At 67.6% G+C, this 23,288-nt stretch carries 24 protein-coding genes; 13 read left to right on the forward strand and 11 right to left on the reverse strand.

Going from position 1 to position 23,288, the window contains the following annotated elements:
* The first annotated feature begins 10 nt into the window (after positions 1-10).
* From QA600_RS20470 to QA600_RS20480, 3 genes are all read left to right on the forward strand, one after another.
* Positions 11-1,189, forward strand: coding sequence for a redox-regulated ATPase YchF (locus QA600_RS20470; protein ID WP_278293780.1), 1,179 nt, complete (start codon positions 11-13; stop codon positions 1,187-1,189).
* 84 nt (positions 1,190-1,273) lie between these two features.
* Positions 1,274-1,534 (forward strand): AbrB/MazE/SpoVT family DNA-binding domain-containing protein, encoded by a 261-nt coding sequence (locus QA600_RS20475; protein WP_278293781.1) that lies wholly within the window; start codon positions 1,274-1,276, stop codon positions 1,532-1,534.
* Positions 1,535-1,942 carry a hypothetical protein gene (locus tag QA600_RS20480; protein WP_278293782.1) on the forward strand — a complete coding sequence of 136 codons (408 nt, stop codon included), beginning with the start codon at positions 1,535-1,537 and terminating at the stop codon, positions 1,940-1,942.
* Between the two features lie 52 nt (positions 1,943-1,994).
* Here the strand turns inward: QA600_RS20480 and QA600_RS20485 are convergent, their stop codons facing one another.
* Complete coding sequence (locus QA600_RS20485; RefSeq protein WP_278293783.1) at positions 1,995-2,462, reverse strand: GNAT family N-acetyltransferase; 468 nt, start codon at positions 2,460-2,462, stop codon at positions 1,995-1,997.
* Between the two features lie 136 nt (positions 2,463-2,598).
* Positions 2,599-2,868, reverse strand: a complete 270-nt coding sequence (locus tag QA600_RS20490; protein WP_278293784.1) for a hypothetical protein — start codon at positions 2,866-2,868, stop codon at positions 2,599-2,601.
* Between the two features lie 121 nt (positions 2,869-2,989).
* Here QA600_RS20490 and QA600_RS20495 point away from each other — a divergent pair, with 121 nt between their 5' ends.
* The 3 genes from QA600_RS20495 to QA600_RS20505 all read left to right on the forward strand — a co-directional run bounded on the left by QA600_RS20495 (position 2,990) and on the right by QA600_RS20505 (position 5,171).
* Positions 2,990-3,559: a sugar O-acetyltransferase gene (locus tag QA600_RS20495; RefSeq protein WP_278293785.1), complete on the forward strand. Its 570-nt coding sequence runs from the start codon at positions 2,990-2,992 to the stop codon at positions 3,557-3,559.
* Between the two features lie 167 nt (positions 3,560-3,726).
* A complete protein-coding gene (locus QA600_RS20500) occupies positions 3,727-4,350 on the forward strand; it encodes a DUF1326 domain-containing protein (protein WP_278293786.1) in 624 nt (207 codons plus the stop codon).
* 23 nt (positions 4,351-4,373) lie between these two features.
* Positions 4,374-5,171, forward strand: coding sequence for a DUF2182 domain-containing protein (locus QA600_RS20505; RefSeq protein WP_278293787.1), 798 nt, complete (start codon positions 4,374-4,376; stop codon positions 5,169-5,171).
* A 36-nt stretch (positions 5,172-5,207) separates the two neighbouring features.
* Here the strand turns inward: QA600_RS20505 and QA600_RS20510 are convergent, their stop codons facing one another.
* The 3 genes from QA600_RS20510 to QA600_RS20520 form a co-directional block, all read right to left on the reverse strand.
* Entirely contained in the window at positions 5,208-5,852 is a 645-nt protein-coding gene (locus QA600_RS20510; RefSeq protein WP_278293788.1) for a LysE family translocator, read from the reverse strand.
* 112 nt (positions 5,853-5,964) lie between these two features.
* Entirely contained in the window at positions 5,965-6,825 is an 861-nt protein-coding gene (locus QA600_RS20515) for a UbiA family prenyltransferase (protein WP_278293789.1), read from the reverse strand.
* A 74-nt stretch (positions 6,826-6,899) separates the two neighbouring features.
* Positions 6,900-7,814: a YncE family protein gene (locus tag QA600_RS20520; protein ID WP_278293790.1), complete on the reverse strand. Its 915-nt coding sequence runs from the start codon at positions 7,812-7,814 to the stop codon at positions 6,900-6,902.
* 111 nt (positions 7,815-7,925) lie between these two features.
* Here QA600_RS20520 and QA600_RS20525 point away from each other — a divergent pair, with 111 nt between their 5' ends.
* Positions 7,926-9,617 (forward strand): thiamine pyrophosphate-binding protein, encoded by a 1,692-nt coding sequence (locus QA600_RS20525; RefSeq protein ID WP_278293791.1) that lies wholly within the window; start codon positions 7,926-7,928, stop codon positions 9,615-9,617.
* Between the two features lie 18 nt (positions 9,618-9,635).
* Here the strand turns inward: QA600_RS20525 and QA600_RS20530 are convergent, their stop codons facing one another.
* Positions 9,636-10,106, reverse strand: a complete 471-nt coding sequence (locus tag QA600_RS20530) for a hypothetical protein (protein ID WP_278293792.1) — start codon at positions 10,104-10,106, stop codon at positions 9,636-9,638.
* A gap of 296 nt (positions 10,107-10,402) precedes the next feature.
* Here QA600_RS20530 and QA600_RS20535 point away from each other — a divergent pair, with 296 nt between their 5' ends.
* Entirely contained in the window at positions 10,403-10,606 is a 204-nt protein-coding gene (locus QA600_RS20535; RefSeq protein WP_278293793.1) for a hypothetical protein, read from the forward strand.
* A 30-nt stretch (positions 10,607-10,636) separates the two neighbouring features.
* Here the strand turns inward: QA600_RS20535 and QA600_RS20540 are convergent, their stop codons facing one another.
* The gene (locus QA600_RS20540) at positions 10,637-12,022 is read right to left on the reverse strand and encodes an FAD-linked oxidase C-terminal domain-containing protein (RefSeq protein ID WP_278293794.1); all 1,386 of its coding nucleotides are present in this window, start codon (positions 12,020-12,022) and stop codon (positions 10,637-10,639) included.
* A 157-nt stretch (positions 12,023-12,179) separates the two neighbouring features.
* On the opposite strand from QA600_RS20540, the gene QA600_RS20545 reads away from it, so the two are divergent.
* Positions 12,180-12,434: a hypothetical protein gene (locus QA600_RS20545; RefSeq protein ID WP_278293795.1), complete on the forward strand. Its 255-nt coding sequence runs from the start codon at positions 12,180-12,182 to the stop codon at positions 12,432-12,434.
* Between the two features lie 262 nt (positions 12,435-12,696).
* Here QA600_RS20545 and QA600_RS20550 read toward each other — a convergent pair whose 3' ends face one another.
* Complete coding sequence (locus QA600_RS20550; protein ID WP_278293796.1) at positions 12,697-14,049, reverse strand: sulfatase; 1,353 nt, start codon at positions 14,047-14,049, stop codon at positions 12,697-12,699.
* 128 nt (positions 14,050-14,177) lie between these two features.
* Here QA600_RS20550 and QA600_RS20555 point away from each other — a divergent pair, with 128 nt between their 5' ends.
* Positions 14,178-15,185 carry a TIGR04024 family LLM class F420-dependent oxidoreductase gene (locus QA600_RS20555; RefSeq protein ID WP_278293797.1) on the forward strand — a complete coding sequence of 336 codons (1,008 nt, stop codon included), beginning with the start codon at positions 14,178-14,180 and terminating at the stop codon, positions 15,183-15,185.
* A gap of 117 nt (positions 15,186-15,302) precedes the next feature.
* Here the strand turns inward: QA600_RS20555 and QA600_RS20560 are convergent, their stop codons facing one another.
* The 3 genes from QA600_RS20560 to QA600_RS20570 form a co-directional block, all read right to left on the reverse strand.
* The gene (locus QA600_RS20560) at positions 15,303-16,079 is read right to left on the reverse strand and encodes a methyltransferase domain-containing protein (RefSeq protein WP_345782043.1); all 777 of its coding nucleotides are present in this window, start codon (positions 16,077-16,079) and stop codon (positions 15,303-15,305) included.
* A 169-nt stretch (positions 16,080-16,248) separates the two neighbouring features.
* Positions 16,249-17,100, reverse strand: a complete 852-nt coding sequence (locus QA600_RS20565) for a MarR family transcriptional regulator (protein ID WP_278293798.1) — start codon at positions 17,098-17,100, stop codon at positions 16,249-16,251.
* A 62-nt stretch (positions 17,101-17,162) separates the two neighbouring features.
* Positions 17,163-18,128, reverse strand: a complete 966-nt coding sequence (locus QA600_RS20570) for an NADPH:quinone reductase (protein ID WP_278293799.1) — start codon at positions 18,126-18,128, stop codon at positions 17,163-17,165.
* 168 nt (positions 18,129-18,296) lie between these two features.
* Between QA600_RS20570 and QA600_RS20575 the strand changes: the two genes are divergently transcribed.
* The 3 genes from QA600_RS20575 to QA600_RS20585 are packed head-to-tail and all read left to right on the forward strand — an operon-like array spanning position 18,297 to position 23,233.
* Positions 18,297-19,763: a proton-conducting transporter membrane subunit gene (locus QA600_RS20575; RefSeq protein ID WP_278293800.1), complete on the forward strand. Its 1,467-nt coding sequence runs from the start codon at positions 18,297-18,299 to the stop codon at positions 19,761-19,763.
* Positions 19,764-19,814: 51 nt separating this feature from the next.
* Positions 19,815-21,467, forward strand: a complete 1,653-nt coding sequence (locus QA600_RS20580; protein ID WP_278293801.1) for a proton-conducting transporter membrane subunit — start codon at positions 19,815-19,817, stop codon at positions 21,465-21,467.
* Positions 21,464-23,233 (forward strand): proton-conducting transporter membrane subunit, encoded by a 1,770-nt coding sequence (locus QA600_RS20585; RefSeq protein WP_278293802.1) that lies wholly within the window; start codon positions 21,464-21,466, stop codon positions 23,231-23,233. The genes QA600_RS20580 and QA600_RS20585 overlap by 4 nt, the downstream gene beginning before the upstream one ends.
* Positions 23,234-23,288: the final 55 nt, after the last annotated feature.

Genomic DNA, 23,288 nt, shown 5'->3' on the forward strand with positions numbered 1-23,288 from the left:
ACGGGGAGGCATGCTCTCGATCGCGCTTGCCGGGAAGCCAAACGCCGGCAAGTCCACGTTCTACACCGCGGCGACGATGGCGGAGGTCGACGTCGCCAACTACCCCTTTACCACGATCGACGCAAACCGGGGCGTGAGCTACGTCCGCACGGCGTGCCCCTGTCTCAAGCGCGAGGAACGCTGCAACGCCGACAACTGCGAGGACGGCAAGCGCTACGTCCCGATCGAGCTGATCGACGTCGCTGGACTCGTTCCCGGCGCCCACGAGGGGAAAGGGCTCGGCAACCAGTTCCTCGACGAACTCACGAACGCCGACGTGATCGTCAACGTGATAGACGCCTCCGGCGGGACCAACGAGAAGGGCGAACCCGTCGACATCGGTGCACACGACCCGCTCGAGGACATCGACTTCGTCGAGGAGGAGATGGACCTCTGGCTGGCCGACATCGTCGACCGCAACTGGGAGTCGATCGAACGACAGTCGCGCTCGCCCGGCTTCGACGTCGACGACGCCCTCGCGGAGATGCTCACCGGGTTCGGTGCCTCGCCGACCGACGTTGCCCGCACCCTGCGGGAGATCGACTACCCCGAGGACCCCCGCGAGTGGACCGACGACCACCGCGAGGCGCTGGCCCGCGAGATCCGCCAGCGAACCAAGCCGATCGTCGTCGCCGCGAACAAGATCGACGTCGCCCCCGAGGAGAACGTCGAGAAGCTGCTCGAACTCGACAAACCCGTGATCCCCACCACCGCGGAGGGCGAACTCGCCCTGCGCCGGGCAGCCGACAACGGCCTCGTCGACTACGACCCCGGCGACGAGAGCCTCGAGGTCGGCGCCGACGTCAGCGACGCCCAGCGCGAGGCCCTCGAGGGACTGGCCGACACGATGGCCGAGTACGACGGCACCGGCGTCCAGGGCGCGCTCGATTATGCGGTGTACGACCTGCTCGAGCACCTTACCGCCTACCCCGTCGAGGACGCCTCGAAGTGGTCCGACGGCAGCGGGAACGTCCTCCCCGACGCTCACCTGCTTCCCCAGGGGTCGACTCCGGTGGATCTCGCCTACGCCGTCCACTCCGACATCGGCGACGGCTACCTCCATGCCGTCGACGCCAAGTCGAGCCGAGAGGTCGGCGAAGGGTACGAACTCGAGGAGGGCGACGTAATCAAAATCGTGAGCACGAATTGATACACACTGATTGATTCGACACCGTCCGTGGCGAGCGAAGCGAGCCACGTACAGACTGAAGTATTACGGGCAGTATTACTACGTATGAGCAAGTCCACGCGTATCACGGAGAAGGGACAGGCGACGATTCCCAAGGAGCTCCGGGAGAAGTACGACCTGGAACCCGGTGACGAGGTCGTCTGGGTGGATACCGACGAGGGAATCGTCGTAAAAAAGCGAACTCGTACCGGCGGACGCGGATTGCTCGTGCCCGACGAGACGTCAGCGGAGAAGCGCGAGGAGGTCGCCGACGAGTTGAACCAGCGCCTCCGCGACCGCCGGGACCGAAACTACGAGGAGGCGTAGATGGCAACGTATACCGCCGACGCCGTGGCGTTGTTGACCTACCTCGTCGATGCACTTCCGCAACGAGCCGACCGGATATTCGCCGAAGCCGAGGCCGGGGAAACGGTCATCCAGGCGCCCAGTACGGCGCTCGCCGAGGTACTCTATTCGGTGTCACGTGACAAAGACGTCCGGGGCGTCACACTCACAGGAACGCCGGAGGAAGCGCGCCAGGCACTGGTCGGAAACGGTCCCGTCTCGGTCGCGCCGGTTGCTGACGAGGAATTGACCGAGTACGCACGGATCGTCGACGAGTTCACCATCCACGACGCCCTGATCGTTGCTAGCCATCAGGTGCGGGAGACGGACGCAATTATCACTACCGACGGGACCGTTCACGACGCTGGCTTCGAGACGGTGTGGCGGTGAGTGATGCGTTGTACACGGTACCGTACCCTGCTGTAGTCGACGATCTCGGGACTCACTCGAGCGGCTGTGCGTAATCGACTTGCTTCGGCTGAAGCCCCGACTTTCGGTAAAACCGACGCGCGTCCTCGTTTTCCCACTCGCAGGAGACTTTGAGATGGTCACAGCCGCGCTCTCGAGCGAGTTCTTTCACGCGCTCGAGGACCGCCGCGCCGTGACCCTGACTCCGGTGGTCCTCGTCGATGGCGAGGTTCACGATACGGAGGTACTTCGAGTATCGCCGAGAGGAATGGTAGCCCTCGCGGAGCGTGACGAAGCCGATCGTCTCGCCGTCGTGGACGACGAGGGAGTCCGTGACGTCCTCGTCCTCGAGATGAGCGCGAAAGCCGTCTTCGGCGGTCTCTTCGGTTAGGTCCGCGTCGAGTTCGTTCAGTTCGGAGTGCTTCTCCATCGCTTCCGCGAGGTCGTACCAGCGATCGGCGAGCGCCTCGAGGTCGTCCGCGGTGGCTTCCACGAGTTTCATACGGACCCACTCCGCGGCCCGCTTGTCAACGTTCGGCCGGTATGTCTCGCTTTGACACTCCCTTCCATTGTGCTCCGAGCCGTCCGTGAGCCCGTGTCGGACGGCGATCCGAAAGCGACGGTTCGCGTTCGGAAGCCTACGTTGCCAGCTGCAACAGCGCCCCGAGACAGACGAGCACCGCGCCGAGGACGGCCAGTCCGATTCCGCCGCTGTTCGGAACCGAGTCGGCAGGATCGTCCGAGAATAGGAGCTGTGATGCGGCGAAGAGAAACAGCCCGCTACCGCCGACCGCCATCAACCCCGCGCCGAGGCTCGAGCCGTCGGTGACGATTATCGAAATCCCCATCGTTGCGACGACACCGCCGACGACGCCGTTCGACAGGTGGTACAGCGTCGGTCCGTCCATAGCGTTCGTTCTTTCTGACACGTATTAGCAACTTCGGTGGCGGAGGGGTATTCAAACTCGAGCCGAGCCCATCAGTTGCCGTCGAAAAGCGCTTTCGGCGTTCGCTCGAGTACTCCACACGATGACCAGCGAGAAGGCGAAGATGCTCGCCGGCGAGCTGTACGATCCGACCGCTCCCGAACTCGAGGCCGAGCGCAAGCGGGCTCGCGAACTGACACGGGAGTACAACCGGACGGTGCCCGACGAGGAGGACGGTCGGCGACGGGAGCTGCTCGAGGACCTGCTCGGCTCCCGCGACGAGAACTGTACTATCGAGCCGTCGTTTCGCTGCGACTACGGGTCCAATATCCACGTCGGCGAGGACTTTTTCGCGAACTTCGACTGTATCTTCCTCGACGTTTGCCGGATCGAGATCGGGCGGAACTGCCTGATCGGACCGGGCGTTCACATCTATACGGCGACGCACCCCCTCGAGGCCGACGAGCGCGCCGAGGGCCTCGAGTACGGGAAGCCGGTTACAATCGGCGACGACGTCTGGATCGGCGGGCGGGCGGTGATCAACCCCGGTGTAACGATCGGCGACGAGGTCGTCGTCGGCTCCGGCGCCGTCGTCACCGAGGACGTCCCCGACGGCGTCGTCGTCCAGGGCAACCCCGCGACCGTCGTTCGGGAGCTCGAGGCGGCGGACTGACCGTTCGACCACGGTCGGTTCCCGATTGCTGGCCGTCTTGGCGACGGACTCGCGCTGCCCACGCTCGAGAACACTCGCTACGCTTTCACCGGCTGCACGATCGTCAGTCGCTGGCAGTTCGTCATCGGATAGCTTTCTGAGGGGTCCGCGCGTATCTATCGTGTCCCATGACAGCTAGTACCCAGGATTCGCCGGAGTGGCGCCTCGCCGGCGAGTTCATCGAGGCGTGTAACTGCTCGGTTCCGTGTCAGTGTCTGTGGTACGAGCCCCCCGACGACGACAGGTGCACGTTCGCCGGCTTCTGGACCATCGAAGAGGGAACGTACGACGATGTCTCGCTCGACGGACTGGGCGCGGGAATGCTCGTCTGGGAGGACGGCGTCCTCCTCGAGGGTGGCTGGCACGTCGTCCTCGTGATCGACGAGGCGGCCGACGACGATCAGGCCGAGGCGCTCGAGGCCATCTTCTCGGGGGAGGCCGGCGGGCTGTTCGAGGCCGCCGCCCCGCTGATCGAGACGGTCGAGGACAGCGTCGCGGTTCCGTTCTCGTACTCGACGGCCGACGGTCACCGCTCGTTCAGCGCCGGCGACATCGTCACCATCGAGACCGACGACAGCGCCGGCTTCGGCGACCGGCAGGGGACGGTCTTCCCGCATCCGTTCCTTCCGCCCGACGAGCGGGCAAACACAGGGAGGACGACCGACGCGACCGTCGACTATGACGACGACTTCTCGTGGGACGTCGGCGGCAACAACTCCTACTTCGGGCCGTTCGAGATGGCCAGCGGCTGATCGAACTACAGCACTCTACCGGCATGACCACTCGAGACTCCGTTCGGCAACGACCCGCGGTCCGACGGATACCTGTCGTCGCACTCGTCGTATACGGTATCGCACTCCTCGCCTGGGTCGCGATCCTCCGGCGATGGCTGCCGATGCCGGGCGGGGAGATGGGGATGGAGATGCGGATGTCCGATCCCGGTGTTCCAGAGGCGATGGCCCTCGAGGGCGGTGTCGTCGGAATCGTGCTCTATCTGGTAATGTGGGGGACGATGATGATCGCCATGATGTACCCCTCCTCGGTGCCGCTGTTTCGCCTGTACGACGGGACGCTCCGAGAGGCCTCGAGGACCGCACGGTTCGGACGACTGGGCGCCCTGCTCGGAACGTATACGCTCGTCTGGACGCTCACCGGGCTGGTTCCTCTAGCGGTCAACGCGGCCGTTCCGATCGCGCCGCTTGCCGCCGATCGCGGCCCGCTCCTGTTCGGGGGCGTGCTCGTCGTGCTCGGCGGCTACCAGCTCTCGCCGTACAAGTATCGCTGTCTGGACCGCTGCCGGTCGCCGTTCGGCTTCCTGCTGACGTACCACCGGGCCGGCGTCGTCGGCGCCGCGAGGATGGGGTGGGCGTTCAGCCGCTTCTGCGTCGGCTGCTGCTGGGCGCTGTTCGTCCTCATGGTCGTCGCCGGCTCGATGAACGTCCTCTGGATGGCCGGTATCGCGGTCGTGCTCTCGCTCGAGCGAACCGTCTCCTGGGGACCGCAGCTCGCGAGGGCCGTCGGCGCGGTCGCGGCGGTCGGCGGCGTCGCAATGCTCGCGGTCGCAATGGTGTAGCCGGTCGCCACGAGCGACGACCAGCCGACCGCCCGGCTACCCGACGCCCCCGACGAACAGCCGCAGCCCGAGCCCGATCAACACGAGCCCCGAGAGCCACTGCACGCCGGTGGCCAGACGCGGTCGGGCGGTCAGCAGCGTCCGGACGCCGCTCGAGGCGAGCGCGACCGTTCCCAGGTAGGCCATCGTCAACAGCGCGTAGATTGCGCCGAGGACGGACAGCTGCGTCGGGACGTGGCTCGCACCGTCGACGAACTGCGGAAGGAACGCGAGGAAGAACAGCGCGACCTGCGGGTTGGCGACGTTGACGATCACGGCCTCACGGAACGGACTGCCGTCGCCCGCGGGGCCGTCGTCGTCGGCAAACAGTTCGGTCTCGCGGATCGTGCGGACGCCCAGGTAGATCAGGTACGCCGCGCCGACGTAGGTGACGGCGGCGAAGGCGACCTCGGAGGCCCGGAAGATCGCCGCGAGCCCCACGGCCGCCGCGAGCGTGTGGACGAGGACGCCGACGCTGATCCCCGCCGCGGAGGCCAGCCCGCTCTCGCGACCGTCGCCGACGCTGCGGGTCAGCACGTAGACGGTGTCGGGGCCGGGCGAGAGGATCATCGCTCCCGCGGCAAGGAGGTACACCGCCAGCAGCGTCGGATCGAGCAGGACGGTTCGAAGCGCCTCGAACACGGCGTCTTACACCTCGTTCGGGCTCGAGTCGGCCAGTCGTCTCGCGATCACTGTCGGATCAGTTCGTGGTCGGCGATAAAAGGGACGGGGATCCGCCTCGACGTCAACGGCATCACCAGAACCGGGCCAGCGGCTCGAACCAGACCGCGGCGACGAGCACGGCGAGGAAGACGTACGAACCGCGGATCAACAGCATAGTCGCCAGCTTCGGCGGCGCGCGGTGGGCGACGACGGCGATGGCGGCGAACGCGAGTGCGGCCAACACTGCAGAGGGCGGAAACACCCGCGCGGCGGCGAAGGCAACGACGACGAGCAGGGCCGTGACCATGAGGCCGTAGGCGACGGTGTAGGCCCGGTCCGGGCCGACGGTGACCGCGACGGTCCGTTTGCGGATCGAACGATCGTAGTCGTAGTCCTTGGCGTCGTCGATTACCTTGATCCCCGAGAGCAACACGAGAAACACCGCGGCGAAGCCGATCGGAACCAGCGCGAACGTCTCCGCCTGGACGTAGAACCCGCCGAGAAGCGAGAGCGCGATCCCGAGGGGGTAGCCCGTCGTCGCCGTCACCGGATTCATGTCGAGCTGGGGGGCGTGGTAGTAGGCGATCACCCACGCCGGGATCGTGAGGGCGGCGGCGATCCAGTCGACTAACACGAACAGCGCAACCGTACAGCTGGCGAACGTCGCCGTCGAGACGGCCAGGCCGAGCCGACAGCCGCGCTCGGTCAGCGGGTGGTCGTCGTCCTCGCCGCGGACGTAGAAGTCGACGTAGCCGTCCTTGACGTGGGCCGTGTAGACGGCCGCGAACATCGCGACGACGTGCAGCGTTGCGACTCCCGGCGCGAACGCGTTGGCCAGCACCGCCCCGAACAGCGAGGCGGCGAGCGGCGGGAGCATGAACACGGGATGGACCTGCGACCAGAACGCTCGAGCCGTCGCCCCGACGCCGGCCCCGTGTCTCGCGAGGGACATGGTTCGGGTGACGACGGTCCGACGTAAAATACCGCGGGTAGCGGGGAGTTTGCGTGGCTCTCGAGGGGGAGCGGCTACTCGGGGAGGTACGCGATCCCGTCGGGATGGAGCTCCGTGTCGTAGCGTTCGGTCTCCGTCCAGTTCGCACAGTCGATCACGGAGACGTCGTTGGTCTTGTTGTTGGCGACGAACGCCCGGTCGCCGTCGGGTGCGAAGACGGTGCCGCCGGGCCAGATCCCGACCGGAACGCGGGCGATCTCCCACGGCCGTTGCTCGCCGTCACGGACGTGTTCGGTGTCGATCAGGGAGACGTCGTTCGACTCGCGGTTCGGCACGAGAACGTGGCGCCCGTCGGGCGAGGGGACGACGCGGATCGGTGTCTCGCCAAGCAGCGCGCGGTTGGTCTGCTCGAAGCTCTCGGGGTCGAGCACCGACAGCATCCCGTCCTCTTGGTTGGCGACGAGCAGCCCGGCCTCGGGGTGGGCCGCGATTCCCTCGGGCTCCTCGCCGACCATCGGATCGCCGAGGATCCGTCGCTGCCTGCAGTCGATCGCGGTGACGTTCCCGCTGCCGATGTTGGCGACGAACGCTCGGTCCTCGTCGGGCGTCAGCGCCACCATGTGGGATTTGTCTTGGTGGGTCGGGAAGTGGTCGACGATCCCGTTCGTCTCGCAGTCGAGGACGTAGACGCGGCTGCTGTAGGTCGAGGCCAGCCACAGCTCGCCCGCGTCCTCCCGCACTGCGAGCCCGTGTGGGAAGTCGAACCCCTCGTGTTCGATCTCAGCGGTTCGCTCCCAGGTCTCGGGATCGAACGCGAGCAGGGTATCGCCCAGCGAGCAGGTGACGTACACCGTTTTGCCGTCGGGGCCGACGGCGATCTCGTGGGGGTTGAACTCGGTCTCGAGGACCCGCTCGGTCTCGCCGGTGTCGGCGTCGATGACGGACATCGTGTCCGAATCCTTGTTCAGAACCAGCAGCTGATCGCTCATACGCGACCGTCTCGTTGCCCGATCTCTAATAGTCCGAGAACCGGCAAACAGACCACGGACCAGGTGGCCGGGGGACACAGTTTCATGATCAACCGGGACCCACGGGAGAGCATGACGGACGGATACACCGGGGCCGACCTCTTCGTCGACGCCCTCGAGTCCTACGGCGTCGACTACGTCTTCGGCAACCCCGGAACGACGGAGCTGCCGATCGTCGACGCGATCGGCGAGAGCGACCTCGAGTACGTACTGGGCCTCCACGAGGACGTCGCGGTCGGGATGGCCGGCGGCTACGCCCAGACCAGACGCTATCACGCCCACCACGACGAGTCGATCACGCCCGTCGGGGTGGCGAACCTCCACATCGCGCCGGGGCTCGCCCACGGGCTCGGCAATCTCTACGCAGCCAAGATCACCGGTGCGCCGCTGGTCGTGACGGCGGGCAACCACAGCACGGACTTCCGCCACGAGGAGCCGATTCTCTCGGGGGATCTCGCCGGGATGGCCGAGGACTTCTGCAAGTGGTCCGACGAGGTCTTAGACGTCGAGGCGCTACCGATGATGCTCCGGCGGGCGTTCCGCGTCGCTATGACGCCGCCGACCGGGCCCGTCTTCCTCGCGCTGCCGCTGGACGTCACCCTCGAGGAGACCGACGCCAGTCCCGAACGGCTCGGGCCGATTCCCAACGCCGGGAGCGGCGATCCGGGACAGCTCGATCTGGCGGCCGACCTGCTCGCCGAGGCCGACGACCCGGTGATGGTCGTCGGCGACGAGGTTGCTCGCTCCGGTGCCGACGCCGTCGCGGCCGCAGTCGACCTCGCCGAAGCCTCAGGGGCCCGTGTCCACGGCGAGATTCTGGCCTGCGAGATCGACTATCCGACCGACCACGACCAGTGGGTCTCCTACATCCCGCCGGACGAGGACCTCGCCGCGATGTTGATGGACAGCGACACCCTGGCGTTCGTCGGCTGCTCGACGAACACGACACTGACCCGCCACGAGGAAGCGCTAGTCGACCCCGAGACGACCTGTATCCACGTCGGCCCCGACGCCTGGGAGCTCGGCAAGAACCAGCCGGCCGACGCCGCGGTGATCGGCGATCCGGGACTCGCCCTCGAGGGACTTACCGAGCGCGTTCGCAAGCGACTTCCGGAGGAGGTAGTCGAGGAACGCCTCGAGCGCGTCGCCGCGGTCAAAGAGATGGTCGAGGCGCAAGTCTCGCAGATGGGCGAGGACGAAGCACCGGGCGATCCGCGGGCCTCGAAGGCCGAACTGGTCGACGCGATCGAACGGGTCGCCGCCGACGCCTACGTCGTCGACGAGGGGATCACCGCGAAGTACGCCATGCTCTCCCGGTGGGACCTCGCGCCCGAACAGTACATCTCGAACAAGGGCGGCGGGCTCGGCTACGGGCTGCCGGCCTCCGTGGGCGCGGCACTGGCCGAGAGCCAGCGCGCCGAGCCCCGCGACGTTGTCGGCTTTATCGGCGACGGCTCCTATCTGTACTACCCCAACACGCTGTACAGCGCGGCCCGCTACGATCTCGATCTCACCGTCGTCGTCCCCGACAACCGCAACTACCGTATCCTGAAGGACAACACACTCAAAATTATGGGCGGGGAGGAGGACGACTACGAGTTTACCGGCATGGACTTCGAGCCGCCGGTCGACATCCCGAAGAACGCCGAGAGCCACGGCGCCCGTGGCCACCTCGTCGAGACCCCCGACGAGATCGATGGGGTGCTCGAGGAGGCCCTTGCTCGCGAGGGACCCGACGTGCTGGACGTGCTGGTACACGACTGACCGACGCCGGCTGGGTCGTCACTCGTCCGACGGACACGTCTCGCTCGTTCCGAGCGCAGTGTTGAGACGATCCGAATCGATCCGCATCAGTAGGGTGAAACACTCGCTTTCACCCCAGTCGTCGACGAGCTCCTCGACGTCGCTCGTCGAGTACGTCGTTTCGAGCGAGCCGACGTCCGTTCGGACGTCGACCGTGTAGTGGACGCGGTCGCCCATCCAGGATTCGCGAATGCTCGTCTCGTCGGCCACGTCGTCGCCGATCTCCCGCGTTCGATACCCCTCGAGCTCGTGGTCGGCCTCGTACTCCAGCTCCTCGGCTCGGTGGATCGTCACCGTCGCCGTCACGTCCTCCTCGAGGTAGTTGACGAGTTGCACTTCGCCGAGTCCGACCTGTGGATCGTCGTCGTCGGCGACACATCCGGCGAGCGCCGTCGTTGCTGCACCGATCGATCTCAGCAGGGCACGACGACTCGGGGTCCGAGCGACCATATCTCAACAGGATAGATAACTGATAAGTATCTTCGGGAACGGAGTGCTCACCTGTTCAGCCCTCCGCCGGCATCAGGACGATTCGCTTCGAATTCACCGTCTCCCGTGGAATCGGATGTGCGCTGGCTCGTGCATCGCGTCGAGCGGGCCAGCGGTCTCTATCTCCGCGTCGTCGGCGCGCGGTTCGAGGACGCGATCGCTCGAGAGGACTCAGCCGTGCCAGATACGCTGATCCGGGACGGAGATGTCGTTTTGTGGACGACTACAGTTAAGAGTGGAGAGACGAAATGTGTGGTATGAAAGACCACACACACCCGTCGCAGGACTCGTCGCAGTGGGACAACCCCGACTTCTGTCCGTTCTGTAGCCAGCCCGTCGCGGACGGTGGGCCGGGCTTCATGGACCACATCGCGGACGACGAGAACACCACCTGCCGGGATCGCTTCGAACAGTGGCGCGACAGCGTCGCCGACGACATGGACGGAGAGTGGGGCGGCTGACGCCCGGTTCGTCCTCGACGCGTTCGACGACTACGGAAAGATCTTCCCCGGGTTCAGCGTCCCCGTCGGATCGAGCGCGCGCTTGACCCGTTTCATCGCGTCGACTGCACCGGCGCCGTGTTCGGCCTCGAGGTACTCCCGTTTCCCCTGGCCGATACCGTGCTCGCCGGTCGCGGTCCCGCCCAACTCGAGCGCTCGTTCGACGATCTCGGCGTAGATCGCTTCCCCGAGGTCGACGTGGTCGGGATCGTCGCGGTCGACGAGGACGGCGTAGTGGAGGTTACCGTCGCCCGCGTGACCGAAGCAGGGGATCAGCAGGTCGTGTTCGTCGGCGAGCCGCCTGGTCTCGCGGACGATCTCGGGGTAGGCGCTGATCGGCACGGTCACGTCGCCGGGGTGGAGCGGCTCGAGGTCGGCGTCGTACGTCGCGACGGCGTAGGCCAGCTCTCGACGGGCCCGCCAGAGGTCGTCCATCTCGGCGTCGTCGGCGCTCGTCTCGAAGCGAGCGACGTCATGTGCCTCGAAGATCGTCCGGCAGAGTTCGATCTCCTCCTCGATACCGTGGTTGGCGTGAAACTCGAGGAAGACCATCGGCGCGTCGGGGAGGTCGGTGCCGAGGTAGGCGTTTGCCATCCGAGCGCTCAGCCCGTCGACGAGCTCGATCCGGGCGACGTCGACCTCGGTTCGGATCGACTCGGAGACGGCCCCGGTCGCGTCCTCGAGCGTCTCGAAGATCGCTCGACCGCCGCGGATCTGCGCGGGTCGGCCGGCGAGTTCGAGCGTCGCCTCCGTCACGACCGCGAGCGTTCCCTCGCTGCCGACGAGCAACTCGGTGAGGTTGTAGCCGCTCGAGGTCTTGATCGCCCGCGATCCCGTCTGTACCACGGTTCCGTCGGCCAGCACGGCCTCGAGCCCGAGCACCCAGTCGGCGACCTCGCCGTACTTGACGGTCTGCATCCCGCTGGCGTCGGTCGCGATCATCCCGCCGATCGTCGAGATATCGCCCGACGACGGCAGCGGCGGGAAAAAGAGCCCGTCGCTCGCGACGTACTCGTCGACCGCGGAGCCGACGATCCCCGGCCCGACGTCGATCTGAAAGTCGTCAGGTCGGTAGTCGCGAACGTCGTCCATCCGGGTGAGATCGAGACTGATGCCGCCGCGAGCGGGGACGGCGTTGCCCTCGAGGCCCGTCCCTGCGGCATAGGGGGTCACGGGAACGCCGTGGTCGGTCGCCGCCGCCAGCACCGCCGAGACGTCGTCCGTGCTCTCGGGCCAGACGACGGCGTCGGGTCGAACGCCCGCTCCCAGCTGCTCGGTCCCCCAGTCGGCGGCGTGGCTGTCGCGCCGCCCGTCGGCGAACGAGCGCTGGTCGTCCGCGAGGGGAAGTTCCTCGAGGAACGAACAGTCGTGTGTCATACGGCCACATTATTCACCGGCGGTATCAACGTTGTCCCCGTCTTCGCGACGGTCCCGGGTCCGGAGTTTACGCGGGGACAACGGTCACGGCGCTCGAGCCCGTCCCCTCGAACGTGACCGATTCCGAGGACTCCCTCGAGGAGCGTCTTGCGGCGCTTTGCCACCACCTCGAGGCGACGGCCGAGCTGCCGATCGATCCGCGGACGAACCGCTGGCTTGGCGAGGCCGAGGCCGTCGCCCGGGACGCGACCGCCGAAGACGTCGATCCGAAGACGTCGATCCGGAGACGGCCAGAAAGCGCGTCCATCAGGTCCAGCGGTTGCTCTCGGCGGCCGACGATCCCGACCACGAGGACGCGGTCGCCCACTGCGAGGCGGCCCGCGAGCTGTGTGCGGCCGTGCTGTCGTCGTGAGCGATTCGGCGTGATCGTTCACCTCTAGTAGCCACTGAACGTCAGTGCGCACCCGACCGCACGACGGCTGTGCGATCGGTGTGCAAACAGTATTAGTTGTTACTATAGCGTGCCGTGGTAGCACGGCGTATGCAGCTCGGAATCGTCCTCGAGACGACCGACCTGGAATGCGTCTGAAACGCGTTTCGCCTCGCGAACACCGCACTCGATGCCGATCACGCGGCCGGGGTATTTCTGCTCGGCGACGACGCCGACGCGCTGCCTACGACTCGTGGGGCCACGAGTGGATCTTTTCGTAGTCGCCGGGGAGAACCGGGCCGTCGAGCAGCGGATCGTCGGTTTCCTCCATCCACTCGTAGAGTTGCCGGGAGAGTTCGGTGCGAACGTCCTGGAACTGGGGCTCGAACACCACGTTCTTGTCCTCCTGTGGCGCGTGCCGGAGGTCGTACAGTTCCTCGTAGGGGCGGTACGGAACGCCGTACGCCTCCCGGACCTCGCGGCCAGCCTCGCTGGCGAAGATATCCTTCGAGAGGTAGCTCTTCGGCAGGTGCCAGAAGTTCCTGATGTACTTGTATCGCTCCGTCCGGATCGCTCGGACGGGGTTGTACATGTCGTGCCAGGTCATCCCGGCGAACACCCGTTCCCGGGGGTCGTACTCCTCGTTGGTCAGCAGCGGAAGAAAGCTGCGACCGTTGAGGGTATCGGGGACCTCGATATCGACGTACTCGAGCAGCGTCGGGAGAACGTCGACGTTGCTGAGCAGCTCCCCGTGTCGTTGTCCGGCGTCGATCCCAGGTCCTCGCATCAACAGTGCGGCTTCGATACCAGCGTCGTAACAACTCCCTTTCGCAAGCGGGAAGGCGATCCCGTGTTCCGTCGTGAAGATCACGAGTGTTTCGTCCGCGATTCCTGCACTTTCGAGCGCCGAGAGGATCGTGTCGATCCCGTCGTCGAGCGCGGAAACCATACCGCGCATCTCGGCCAGATCCTGTCGGATCCCGCGGCGGTCGGGGAGGTACGGGAGCGGCCGTACCTCGTCGGGATCGTCGGTCTCGTAGTGATCCGAGTCGAAGCCGAATCGGCCATCGTCCTCCTCGACCCGGTGGCACTCGAAGAACCCCACGGAGGCGAAAAACGGCTCGTCGAACCCGGATCGCTCGAGAAACGATGCGACGACCGAGGAGACGGTCCGTGCTCGGTTCGCCTGGTGAACGGCCGGCGAGACGCCCGGGTACAGATTCCCTTCGGAGTGGATGTAGTCGTACTGGAGCTTGTCCGTATCCTGCGTGATATGCTGGAGACCGAACAGGTGGGTTTCGTAGTCGGCGTCGCTGAGGTAGTGCGGAACGATCCGTTCCCCGTCGTCGAGCTCCCAGTGTGCGTGTGCGAGCCCCATCAGCCCGTTAACGTGGGGATGTCGGCCAGTCATGAGGCTCCCCCGGCTCGGCGTACACTGGGGAGCCGTGACGAAGTGATTCTCGAATATCGCTCCCTCCGCTGCGAGGGAGTCGATCGCGGGCGTCTCGATGTCGACGCCGTAACAACCCAGGTACCGGCCGAGGTCATGGCAGTGCATCAGAAGGACGTTCGGTCGAGTTCCGTTCGTTTCGTCCATAGAACGGGATCGATACCACAACTCGGCGGAAAAGTGTGTGACTCTAGATGTGAAGGTCCGTTAAGTCAATTAGTCGCCTGGTCGATGGTGACACGTATGACGCGACGATCGCTGCAGCGGGGTGGCGTATGAACGCGGAACTAGATCTGCTCGTACGGCTCGGCGACTACGACCGACCCCAGGACGTCGCCGACCGCGCCGTCCGGGCCGAGGAGCTTGGATTCGACCGGATCACGACGGGCGAGACGACGGGCTGGAACATCGTTCCGGCGCTGACGCTGATCGCCGACCGGACCGACGAACTCGGAATCTCGAACGACGTCATCTCGCCGTTCGGACGGTCGCCGGCGATGCTCGCCCAGACCGCGCTGGCCCTGCATGACGCCTCGGACGGCCGATACCGGCTCGGGCTCGGTCCGAGTTCGCCCGCGATCACCGAACGCTGGCACGGCGAATCGTTCGAGCGACCGCTGCGGCGCACGCGGGAGGCGATCGAGATCGTTCGGGCGGTGTACGACGAGGGCACCCCCGCTTACGAAGGCGAGATCTTCGATATCGCCGGGCTCAACTACGAGCGAGACGTCCCCGAGAACCCGCCGCCGATCGACCTCGCCACCCTCGGTCCGACGGCGACCGAGATGGCCGGGCGGTTCGGCGACGGCTGGGCGCCACAGCTGTTCACGAAATCGGGTCTCGAGGATCGGCTCGAGGACCTCCATCGGGGCGCGGAACTTGCCGACAGGGGTCCCGACGAGCTGCGCGTAAGCCCGATCGTCCGCGGGATCGCCGCCGAGGATCGCGAGCACGCGAGGTCGCGAGCGCGCAAAACGATCGCGTTCATGCTCGGGGCGTACGGCCCCTACTACGGCGACTCCGTGGCCGAGCAGGGCTACCCCGACGTCGTCGCGGATATCCGCGAGGCCTGGCAGGACCGGGATACGGAGGCGATGGCCGCGCGGCTCCCGGACGAGGTGCTCGACGAGCTGGCGCCCGCCGGCACCTCCGAGGAGGTCCGCGAGTGGGTCGCCGACTACGCCGGGATCGACGGCGTCGACGCCGTCCGGATCGGGTTCGTCGACGGGATGAGCGAGGCGGACAAGGAGACGACGATGGCGGCCGTCTCGGAACTGGTCTGAGGGACAGCCCTCATCGTCGGCAGCGGGCGCGAACGGAGAAGCTCCCGACGCCGTACTGCTGGCAGGCGCCTCGAGCCCGATCCGAGACGAACTCGTACCAAGGGTTCTCCCTGACCGTCACGTCGTCGAACCCGGCGGTCTCGAGCAGGCCGGCGTAGTCGTCGCTCCGGATCGCGCCGCCGATGCCCGCGGCCCACAGCTCGGGGTCGGTCCTGATCCGCTCGGGGAGTCGACGCTCGCCGACGAGTTCGGAGACCGCCAGCCGCCCCCCGGACGGAGGACGCGACCCGCCTCCGCGAGGGCTCGCTCCGGCCTCGGCGAGAGCGAGAGCGCACCGTTCGACAGGACGACGTCGACCGTCTCGTCCTCGAGCGGGATCGCCTCGGCCGTCGCCCGGCAGAGCGAGACGTTCGCGGCGCCGACGTCCTCGCGACACCGGCGCGCGTTCGCCAGCTGCTCGGGGACGGGATCGACGCCGATCACGCGCCCGCTGTCGCCGACCCGCGCGGCGGCGACGAGCGCGTCCGTTCCGGAGCCGCAGCCGAACTCGAGGACGACGTCGCCGGCGTCGAGGTCGGCCAGATCGAGGTGATAGCCGACGCCGGTGAAGGAGTCGACGGCCGCGGCCGGGAGCCGACCGATCTCCGCTGGCGGATAGCCGAGGCGGGACGCCAGCTCGCGGCCCGTCGGGAACTGCAGGTTGTCACCCTCGTCCGATGCGTTAGCGACGATCCGGTAGACGGCCGCGATCTCGCGTCGCAGCTCCCGCTCGTCGGTCGCGACGGTCGAACGGTCGGTTCGCGACCGTCGCCGATCGGCCCGAACTCGAGCGCGTTGCCGCTCGAGAACGGACACGAAGTCGACGGCGGTCGTGATCGACGATCGATCGCTCATCACGTTCGGATACGTTCACACATATCATATACGTAACTAGTGACGATCGATCGTCGGCCGGCTCCGTTGCAGCCGGTGACCGGTTGTCGACCGTTGCGAACGGGATCGATCCGGACCTTACCCGATTCGCCGACTCCGGTTCGTACGGACCGCGAACGCGCGGTCGTCGCTACTCGGCGGGCGTTTCGACCGCGATCGGACGCGCCTCCCGACGGTACCCCTCGTAGGTCGAGACGGCCCACTCGCGGATCGCCGAGTCGTCGGTGTCGACGAACGCCCGGACGGTCCCGCTGTCGGGGTGGTAGCCACAGATTCCGACCCGATCGTCGAAGAGGCTGAGTCCGTACTCGGGCAGCTCCTCGTGGATCAACACGGTGAGGTTGCCACTCGCCAGGGTTCGTTCCGACTGCTCGGGGTAGGTCGTTCGGATGTAGCTGACGACCGACGGCGGGTCGATGACCTCCGCCGCCATCCCGTCGACGACCTGCCCACAGAGCTCGTCCCGGCAGGGCTCGAGCAGCGCCAGCTCGAAGCCGACGAACCGGAATCGGTCGGTCTCCCGGAGCAGGGAGACGAATCGGTTGACCGGTCGGTACGGGTCGTCGACGGTGGGGATCGTGACGACCGCCTCCGAGAACGACTCGAGGGGTAGTCGCCGGACCTCGTCCGGAAACCAGACCCAGATCCCACGGAGTTTCCGCTCGGTTTCGACGCGATCGAGCAGCTCCCGCATCCCCGACGCGACGAACGCGCCGAGCGGCGTCGCCTCGTAGCGGTGGTCGGTTCGTTCGATCCAGCCGCGATCCTCGAGCGCCCGCAGAGTGCGACCGATCGTCGACCGCGAGACCCCGGTCAGCTCGCGGAGATCGGCCCGCGTTCGCGGCCGCTCCGCCAGCGCGACGAGCGCGGTCGTTCGATGGTGTGATCGCGTGAGATACGCCACGTCGTCGATCGCGTCCGGGTGCACACTCACCCCCGTCTCCGTCTCGCGGCCGCCACGCTCGCTGGGGTTCGGAGCCATGTTACTCCTACGCATGCAGTAGTAATAGTAGTACGGTTGGATCCGTACCGAAGTCGATCGGACTACGGCTCGAGAACGAGCTTCCCGAAGAAGCTGTCCTCCATCACGTCGCGCTGGGCCTGGGCGGCCTCCTCGAGGTCGTACGTGCGGTCGATCTCGACCGAGAGGCGACCGCGCTCCATGAGGTTGGCGACCCCCCGCAGCGGAACCCGAAGATCCGGCGTGTTGAACATCGTCATGAACTGATAGCTGACGTCCGCCGAGCGGGCTGCACCGACGCTGGTAAAGCCCGGATCGGGGTCGTTCTCGCCGATGCCGACGACCCGACAGCCCGTCGCCGCGACCTCGGCGTCGAACTGGAGGTAGTCGTCGAGCCGGTGGTCGAGGATCGCGTCGACGCCGCCGTCGCTCGCCTCGAGGACGGCGTCGGCGAGGTCGTCGCGCGAGTAGTCGAGGGCGGTGTCGGCGCCCAGATCCTCGAGCGTGCCGTGGTGTTGCTCGGAGGCGGTCGTCACGACCCTGGCGCTGACGGCGTCGCCGATCTGGACGGCGATGTGGCCGACGCCGCCGGAGCCGCCGTGGACGAGGCAGTTCTCGGCCGGCTCGAGGTCGGCGTGGTCGATCAGCGCGCGCCAGGCGGTGACGCCGACGACGCCCGCCGCGCCCGCCTCGCGGGCGTCGACGCCGTCGGGCAGGTGGACGACGCGGTCGGTCGGCACCGTCGCGTACTCGGCGTAGCCGCCCTGGAACGAGCCGTTGCCGATCCCGGTGCCGTAGACGCGGTCGCCCTCCTCGAAGCCGTCCGCGCTCGAGCCGGCCTCCACCACGACGCCCGCGAAGTCCACGCCCGGCGTGAACGGAGGTCCGAGGGGCTCGTACGACCCCTCACGGAAGTAGGTGTCGACGGGGTTGACCCCGGCGGCCTCGATCTCGAGCAGGAGCTCGTCGGCCGCTGGCTCAGGTCGGTCGATCTCCTTGACCTGCAGTACGTCCGGTCCGCCGTGTTCCGAGAGTCGTACAGCGCGCATGACGTACGGGGACACGCAGCGTGCCGTTATAAACGTGGAGTTCGGCCGCGGCGGTTGCCGGTGAGAGAATCACCATTTTGAAAGCATCGAGCCCCTTACCCGCACTCGATTCCGGCGGGCCCGTTCGGCCGAGGACGACTCGCGTCGGCATCCCGTCCCGTGTACCCGATGATCGAACTCCAGTGGATCGTCGGTGCCGTGGTCGTCGTCCCGCTCGGAGCCGCGGCGCTCTCCGTGCTTGCAGCCGGCCGGCTCGACGAGGTCGGGTGGTCGATCGCCGCGGCGTCGCTGTCGGTGACGTTCGTCCTCTCGGTCGTGCTGGCGGTCGCGCTCGTCACCGGCGAACCGATCCAGTACCGGCTCTCGCCGGATCGCCTCGGTTATGCCACGGAGCTACAGGCCGACGGCTTTTCGGGCGTGATCGTCCTGCTTGACTCGCTGGTCGCGCTCGGCGCGCTCGCGTACACCCGGACGGCGGGGCCCCGGGGAAATATCTTCTACGGGGGATATCTGGCGATCGTCGCGGGCGTGATCGGCGTCACGTTGACGGGCGATCTGTTCGTGCTGTCCCTCTTCTTGCTGTTGCTCGGGCTCTCGACGGTCGCCCTCGTCGACGCGACGGGAACCGGGTGGGACAACGACGTGACCTTTCGGTACGTCGTCCTGTGGACCCTCGGCGTCGGCGTCTACTTGGCGGGAGTCGCCGTCGCGGTCGTCGCGACGGGAACGGCAAACATGGCGCTGCTGGCCGAACGGCTCCCCGCGGTCGGCTACGCCGACCCGCTGGTGGTCACCTCGTTTCTCCTGATGGCCGTCGGGCTCGGGATCAGCATCGGCCTCTTCCCGTTTCACACCTGGCTCGTCGACGCCCACGGCGTCGCCCCCGACGCCCTGAGCGCGCTGATCTCGGGCGTGATCCCCGCCGCGGCCGTCTACGCCTTCTCGCGAATCCTCTTTACCGTGTACACGACCGACTTCCTCGCGGCCAACCCGATCCTCGTCGACGGGATCCTGGCGGTCTCGCTTGCGACGATGCTGCTCGCCAACCTGCTGGCGGCGGTCCACCGGGGGATCAAGGACGTCCTCGCGTACTCGACGATTTCCCAGGCCGGCCTCGTCGTCGCGGGCTTTACGATCGCCAACGAGGACGCGATCTTCGGTTCGATCCTGCAGCTGTTCGGCCACGGGATCGTCAAGGGGGCGCTCTGTCTCGTCGCCGGCATCTTCGCGCTCCGCTTCGAGGCCCGCTCGCTCGAGGAGTACGCGGGCCTCGCGAACGAGGCGCCGCTGCTGGGGGCGACGTTCGCGCTGCTGGGGATCGCGATGATCGGCCTCCCCCCGACGGTCGGCTTCGTCGGCAAGTGGTACATCGCGCTGGGGGCGATCCAGCACGGGATGTGGCTCGTCGCGGCGCTGGTCGTCCTCAGCACGCTGTTGACGCTCGCCTACGTCGTCCCCTTCATCAGCCGTCTGTACTTCCACCCGTTCGAAGGTCCGCGGGACACGGAGGCCCGGGTCACGGTCGGAACGGTCGCCGTCGTCGTCGCAGCGACCGCCGTCGCGCTCGCGATGGGTGTGAGCTCGGGATGGATCGAGGGCCTCCTCGCGACGGCGATCGAGGAATTCGCCTCCTGACACCATGCACGGAACACACACGCGACACCGACGCCGGAGGTGCGAGCCCCGATGAGCGACGGCGCCGCGGAGGTCGCGACGCTGCGTCCGTTCCTCGCCGTCCTCGTCCCCGCGCTGGTCGTGGTCGCCGTCGCGCTCGCCGACGAGCGCCCGGCCCTTCGCGAGGGGGTGAGCCTCGTCGGCTCGCTCGCCACCTTCGCCGTCGTCGCGAGCATGCTCCCGGGCGTCCTCGAGGGTCGGGTCTACGTCACCCACCTCGGGACGTTCGCCACCGGGATCGAGTTCGCGTTCCGGGCCGATCCGCTCGGGATGCTGTTCGGCGCCGTCGCGAGCGCCCTCTGGATTCCGACGGCGATCTACAGCGCGGGCTACCTGCGGGGCCACGAGAAAGCACACCAGACCCGCTTTTTCGCCGCGCTGGCGCTAAGCATCGCCGCGGCGATGGGCGTCGCCTTCGCCGCGAACCTGCTCGTCCTCGTGTTGTTCTACGAGCTGATGACGATCGGCACCTACCCGCTCGTCGCCCACGACGGCACCGAGCGGGCCCGGCGGGTCGGCTACAAGTACCTCGCGTACGTCCTCGGCGGGGGCACCCTCGCGGTCGGCGGCACGCTACTCGTCTTCTGGCTGGCCGGTACCGCGACGTTCGCGCCCGGCGGAATCGACTCGCTCGCGGACGCGGCGAGCGAGAACCCCTGGCTCGCCCGGATCGCTTTCGGGCTGCTGGCAGCTGGCTTCGGCGTCAAGGCCGCGATCATGCCGCTGCACGGCTGGCTGCCGAGCGCGATGGTCGCGCCCACGCCGGTCTCGGGGCTGCTCCACGCCGTCGCGGTCGTCAAGTCCGGCGCGTTCGCGCTCGCCCGCGTCGTCCTCGAGGTCTACGGCCCGGTGACGACGGAGGTCCTCGGACTCGCGGCGCCGCTGGCCGGCGTGGCGGCCGCGACGATCCTCCTGGGGAGCCTGCTCGCGCTGCGCCAGGACGACCTGAAGCGACGGCTCGCCTACTCGACGATCGCACAGCTCTCGTTCATCGTCCTTGGTATCGCGCTGCTGACCCCATCGGCGGTCGTCGGCGGGCTGGTCCACCTGCCGGTCCACGCCGTCGGGAAGCTCACCCTCTTTTTTTGTGCCGGCGCGCTGGCCGTCGAGTGCGGGACCAAGAAGATAAGCGAGATGGCGGGGATCGGTCGCCGGATGCCCCTGACGATGGTCGCCTTCGCTATCGGGGCCGCCAGCCTGGCGAGCATCCCGCTGTTCGCCGGCTTCGTCAGCAAGTGGCACCTCCTGCTGGGCAGCGCCGAGGCGGACAACGGGCTCGTGCTCGCGCTGTTCGTCGTCTCGGGCGGGCTCAACGTCGCCTATTTCTGGCCGATCGTCTACGCCGCGTTCTTCGAGGACGCGGATCCCGACCCGAAACCGATCGTCGAGGAGCCGATGGGTGGTGCTCGAGCCGACGGCGGGGCCAAATCCGAGCCGACGGACGCATCGACGGCCGCCGTCCGGGAACAGGGTGACGGCGGCCCCACCGTCGGGGCCGAGTGGGAGCGCCGCACCCCGACGGGTGCGGAGACGACGTGGCTCCTGTTGGGTCCGATCCTCGCGGTAGGCGCGCTCGTCGTCGCCGTCGGGGTCGCCGCCGACTGGCTGTTCGTCCTCGAGGCCGCCCACACGGCCGCCGAGAGCGCGGGGGTGAGTCGCCCGTGATCGGGAGCGGTCCCGACGCGCTGCTTTCGGTCCAGCCGCTGGCGACCGTCGTCCTCGCCGCAGTGCTGGTTCCGTTCTGCTCGCGACGGCTCGCGCACGTCCTCGGAGTCGTCGGGCTCGGCCTCGTCGCCGCGTGGACGCTGCTCGTCCCCGATGGAACCGGACCGACGGTGCCGTTCCTTGGGCTCGAACTCGTCCTCGTGAGCGTCGACGACGCCGCTCGACTCGTCGGGCTGGCGCTCTCTGCGTTCGGCGCGCTGGCGGTCGGCTACACCTACCTCGTCGGCACTGACACCCGTCACCTCCTGCTCGCGCTGGCGTACGCCGGGACCTCGCTGTGGACCGTCTTCGTCGGCGACTGGCTCGCGCTCGCGCTCGGCTGGGAGCTGATGGCCGTCGCGAGCACGCTGCTGGTGTGGTACCACGGCGGCGAGGCGGTGCGGGCGGGGTACCGCTACGCGCTGGTCCACGCCGTCGGCGGCGGCCTGTTGCTGGTCGGCGTCGCCCTCCACTGGGTCGCCGTCGGCCCCTCGGCGACCGCGCTGCAGTACGACGGAACGGGGATCAGTCCGGGACTGTCCGCAATCGCGGTCGGCCTCGCCGTCGGCGTTAACGCCGCCCTGATCGGGGTCCACGTCTGGCTGCCCCGAACGTACGCGGCGCCCCACGTCGGCACGTCGGTGATCCTCTCGGCGTACACGACGAAGGTCGCGGTGTACGCGGCCTACCGGGCGTTCCCCGAGGGGAACCTCGTCCTCGCGTCCGTCGGCGCCGCGATGACCGTCTACGGCGTGGCCTACGCCCTCGCCCAGAAGGATATGCGGAAACTGCTCGCCTACCACATCCAGGCTCAGGTCGGCTACATGCTCGCCGGGATCGGGCTGGGCTCGGCGCTGGGGGTCGCGGGCGGCTTCGGCCACCTGTTCAACAACGTCCTCTACAAGGGGCTGCTGTTCATGGTTGCCGGCTTCGTCGTCGTCCGAACGGGGCAAAACAAGCTCGACGGCTTCGGCGCGCTCGGGCGGGCGACGCCCCTGCTGTTCGCGACCTTCCTCGTCGCCGCGCTCTCGATCACCGGCGTCCCCGGCTTCAACGGGTTCGTCACGAAGGGGATGGTCCTCGACGCGGCCGCCGAGGCCGACGCGACCCTCCTCGAGGCCCTGCTGCTGGCCGGGGCCGTCGGAACGTTCGTCTCGTTCATGAAGTTCGGCTACTACGCCTTCCTCGAGGGCGAGCGTGTCTCGATCCCCGACCTGTCGCCGGCCGATCTCGCGGTTTCGGCGCCGATCGCGGTCGCCTGCGTCCTGCTGGGCGTGTTCTACCCCGCGCTGTTCGCGCTCCTGCCGGCGACCGACGCCTGGAGCACCGACCCCTACTCGAGGGCCCACCTCTACAAGGCCGCCGTCCTCGCGGTCGGCAGCCTCGTCGCGTTCGTCGTCGCGAAACCGCTGTTCGGCCGCGTCGCGGGAGGGAAGGACGTCGACGAACTCCGGGATCCGCTCGTCTTCTACGGCACCGACGCCGTCACGGACGTCCTCGCACGGAGTTACGGGTGGGTCGACGGGCATGTCGCTCGCGCGGCTGCGGCCGTCGTCGTCGCGGTTCGGAACCCGGAACGGACGGTTTTGGCCGCTCTGCCGGACTCACTGGAGGGCCGCTACCGGGACTGGGCTCGGCGGACGTCGGGCGAGTCGGGACTGAAGACGACCGTCGCGCTCGTGTTCGTGGCGGTCGCGGTCGTGCTGGTGGTCGGACTAACACTCTGAGGAGCCTCCGGCAGGTGGCTTACGGGCCCGACCGTTCGTCTCTTCCCTGGGTCCA

The organism is Natronococcus sp. A-GB1 (assembly GCF_029688845.1).
In the GTDB taxonomy this organism is placed as follows: Archaea; Halobacteriota; Halobacteria; order Halobacteriales; family Natrialbaceae; genus Natronococcus.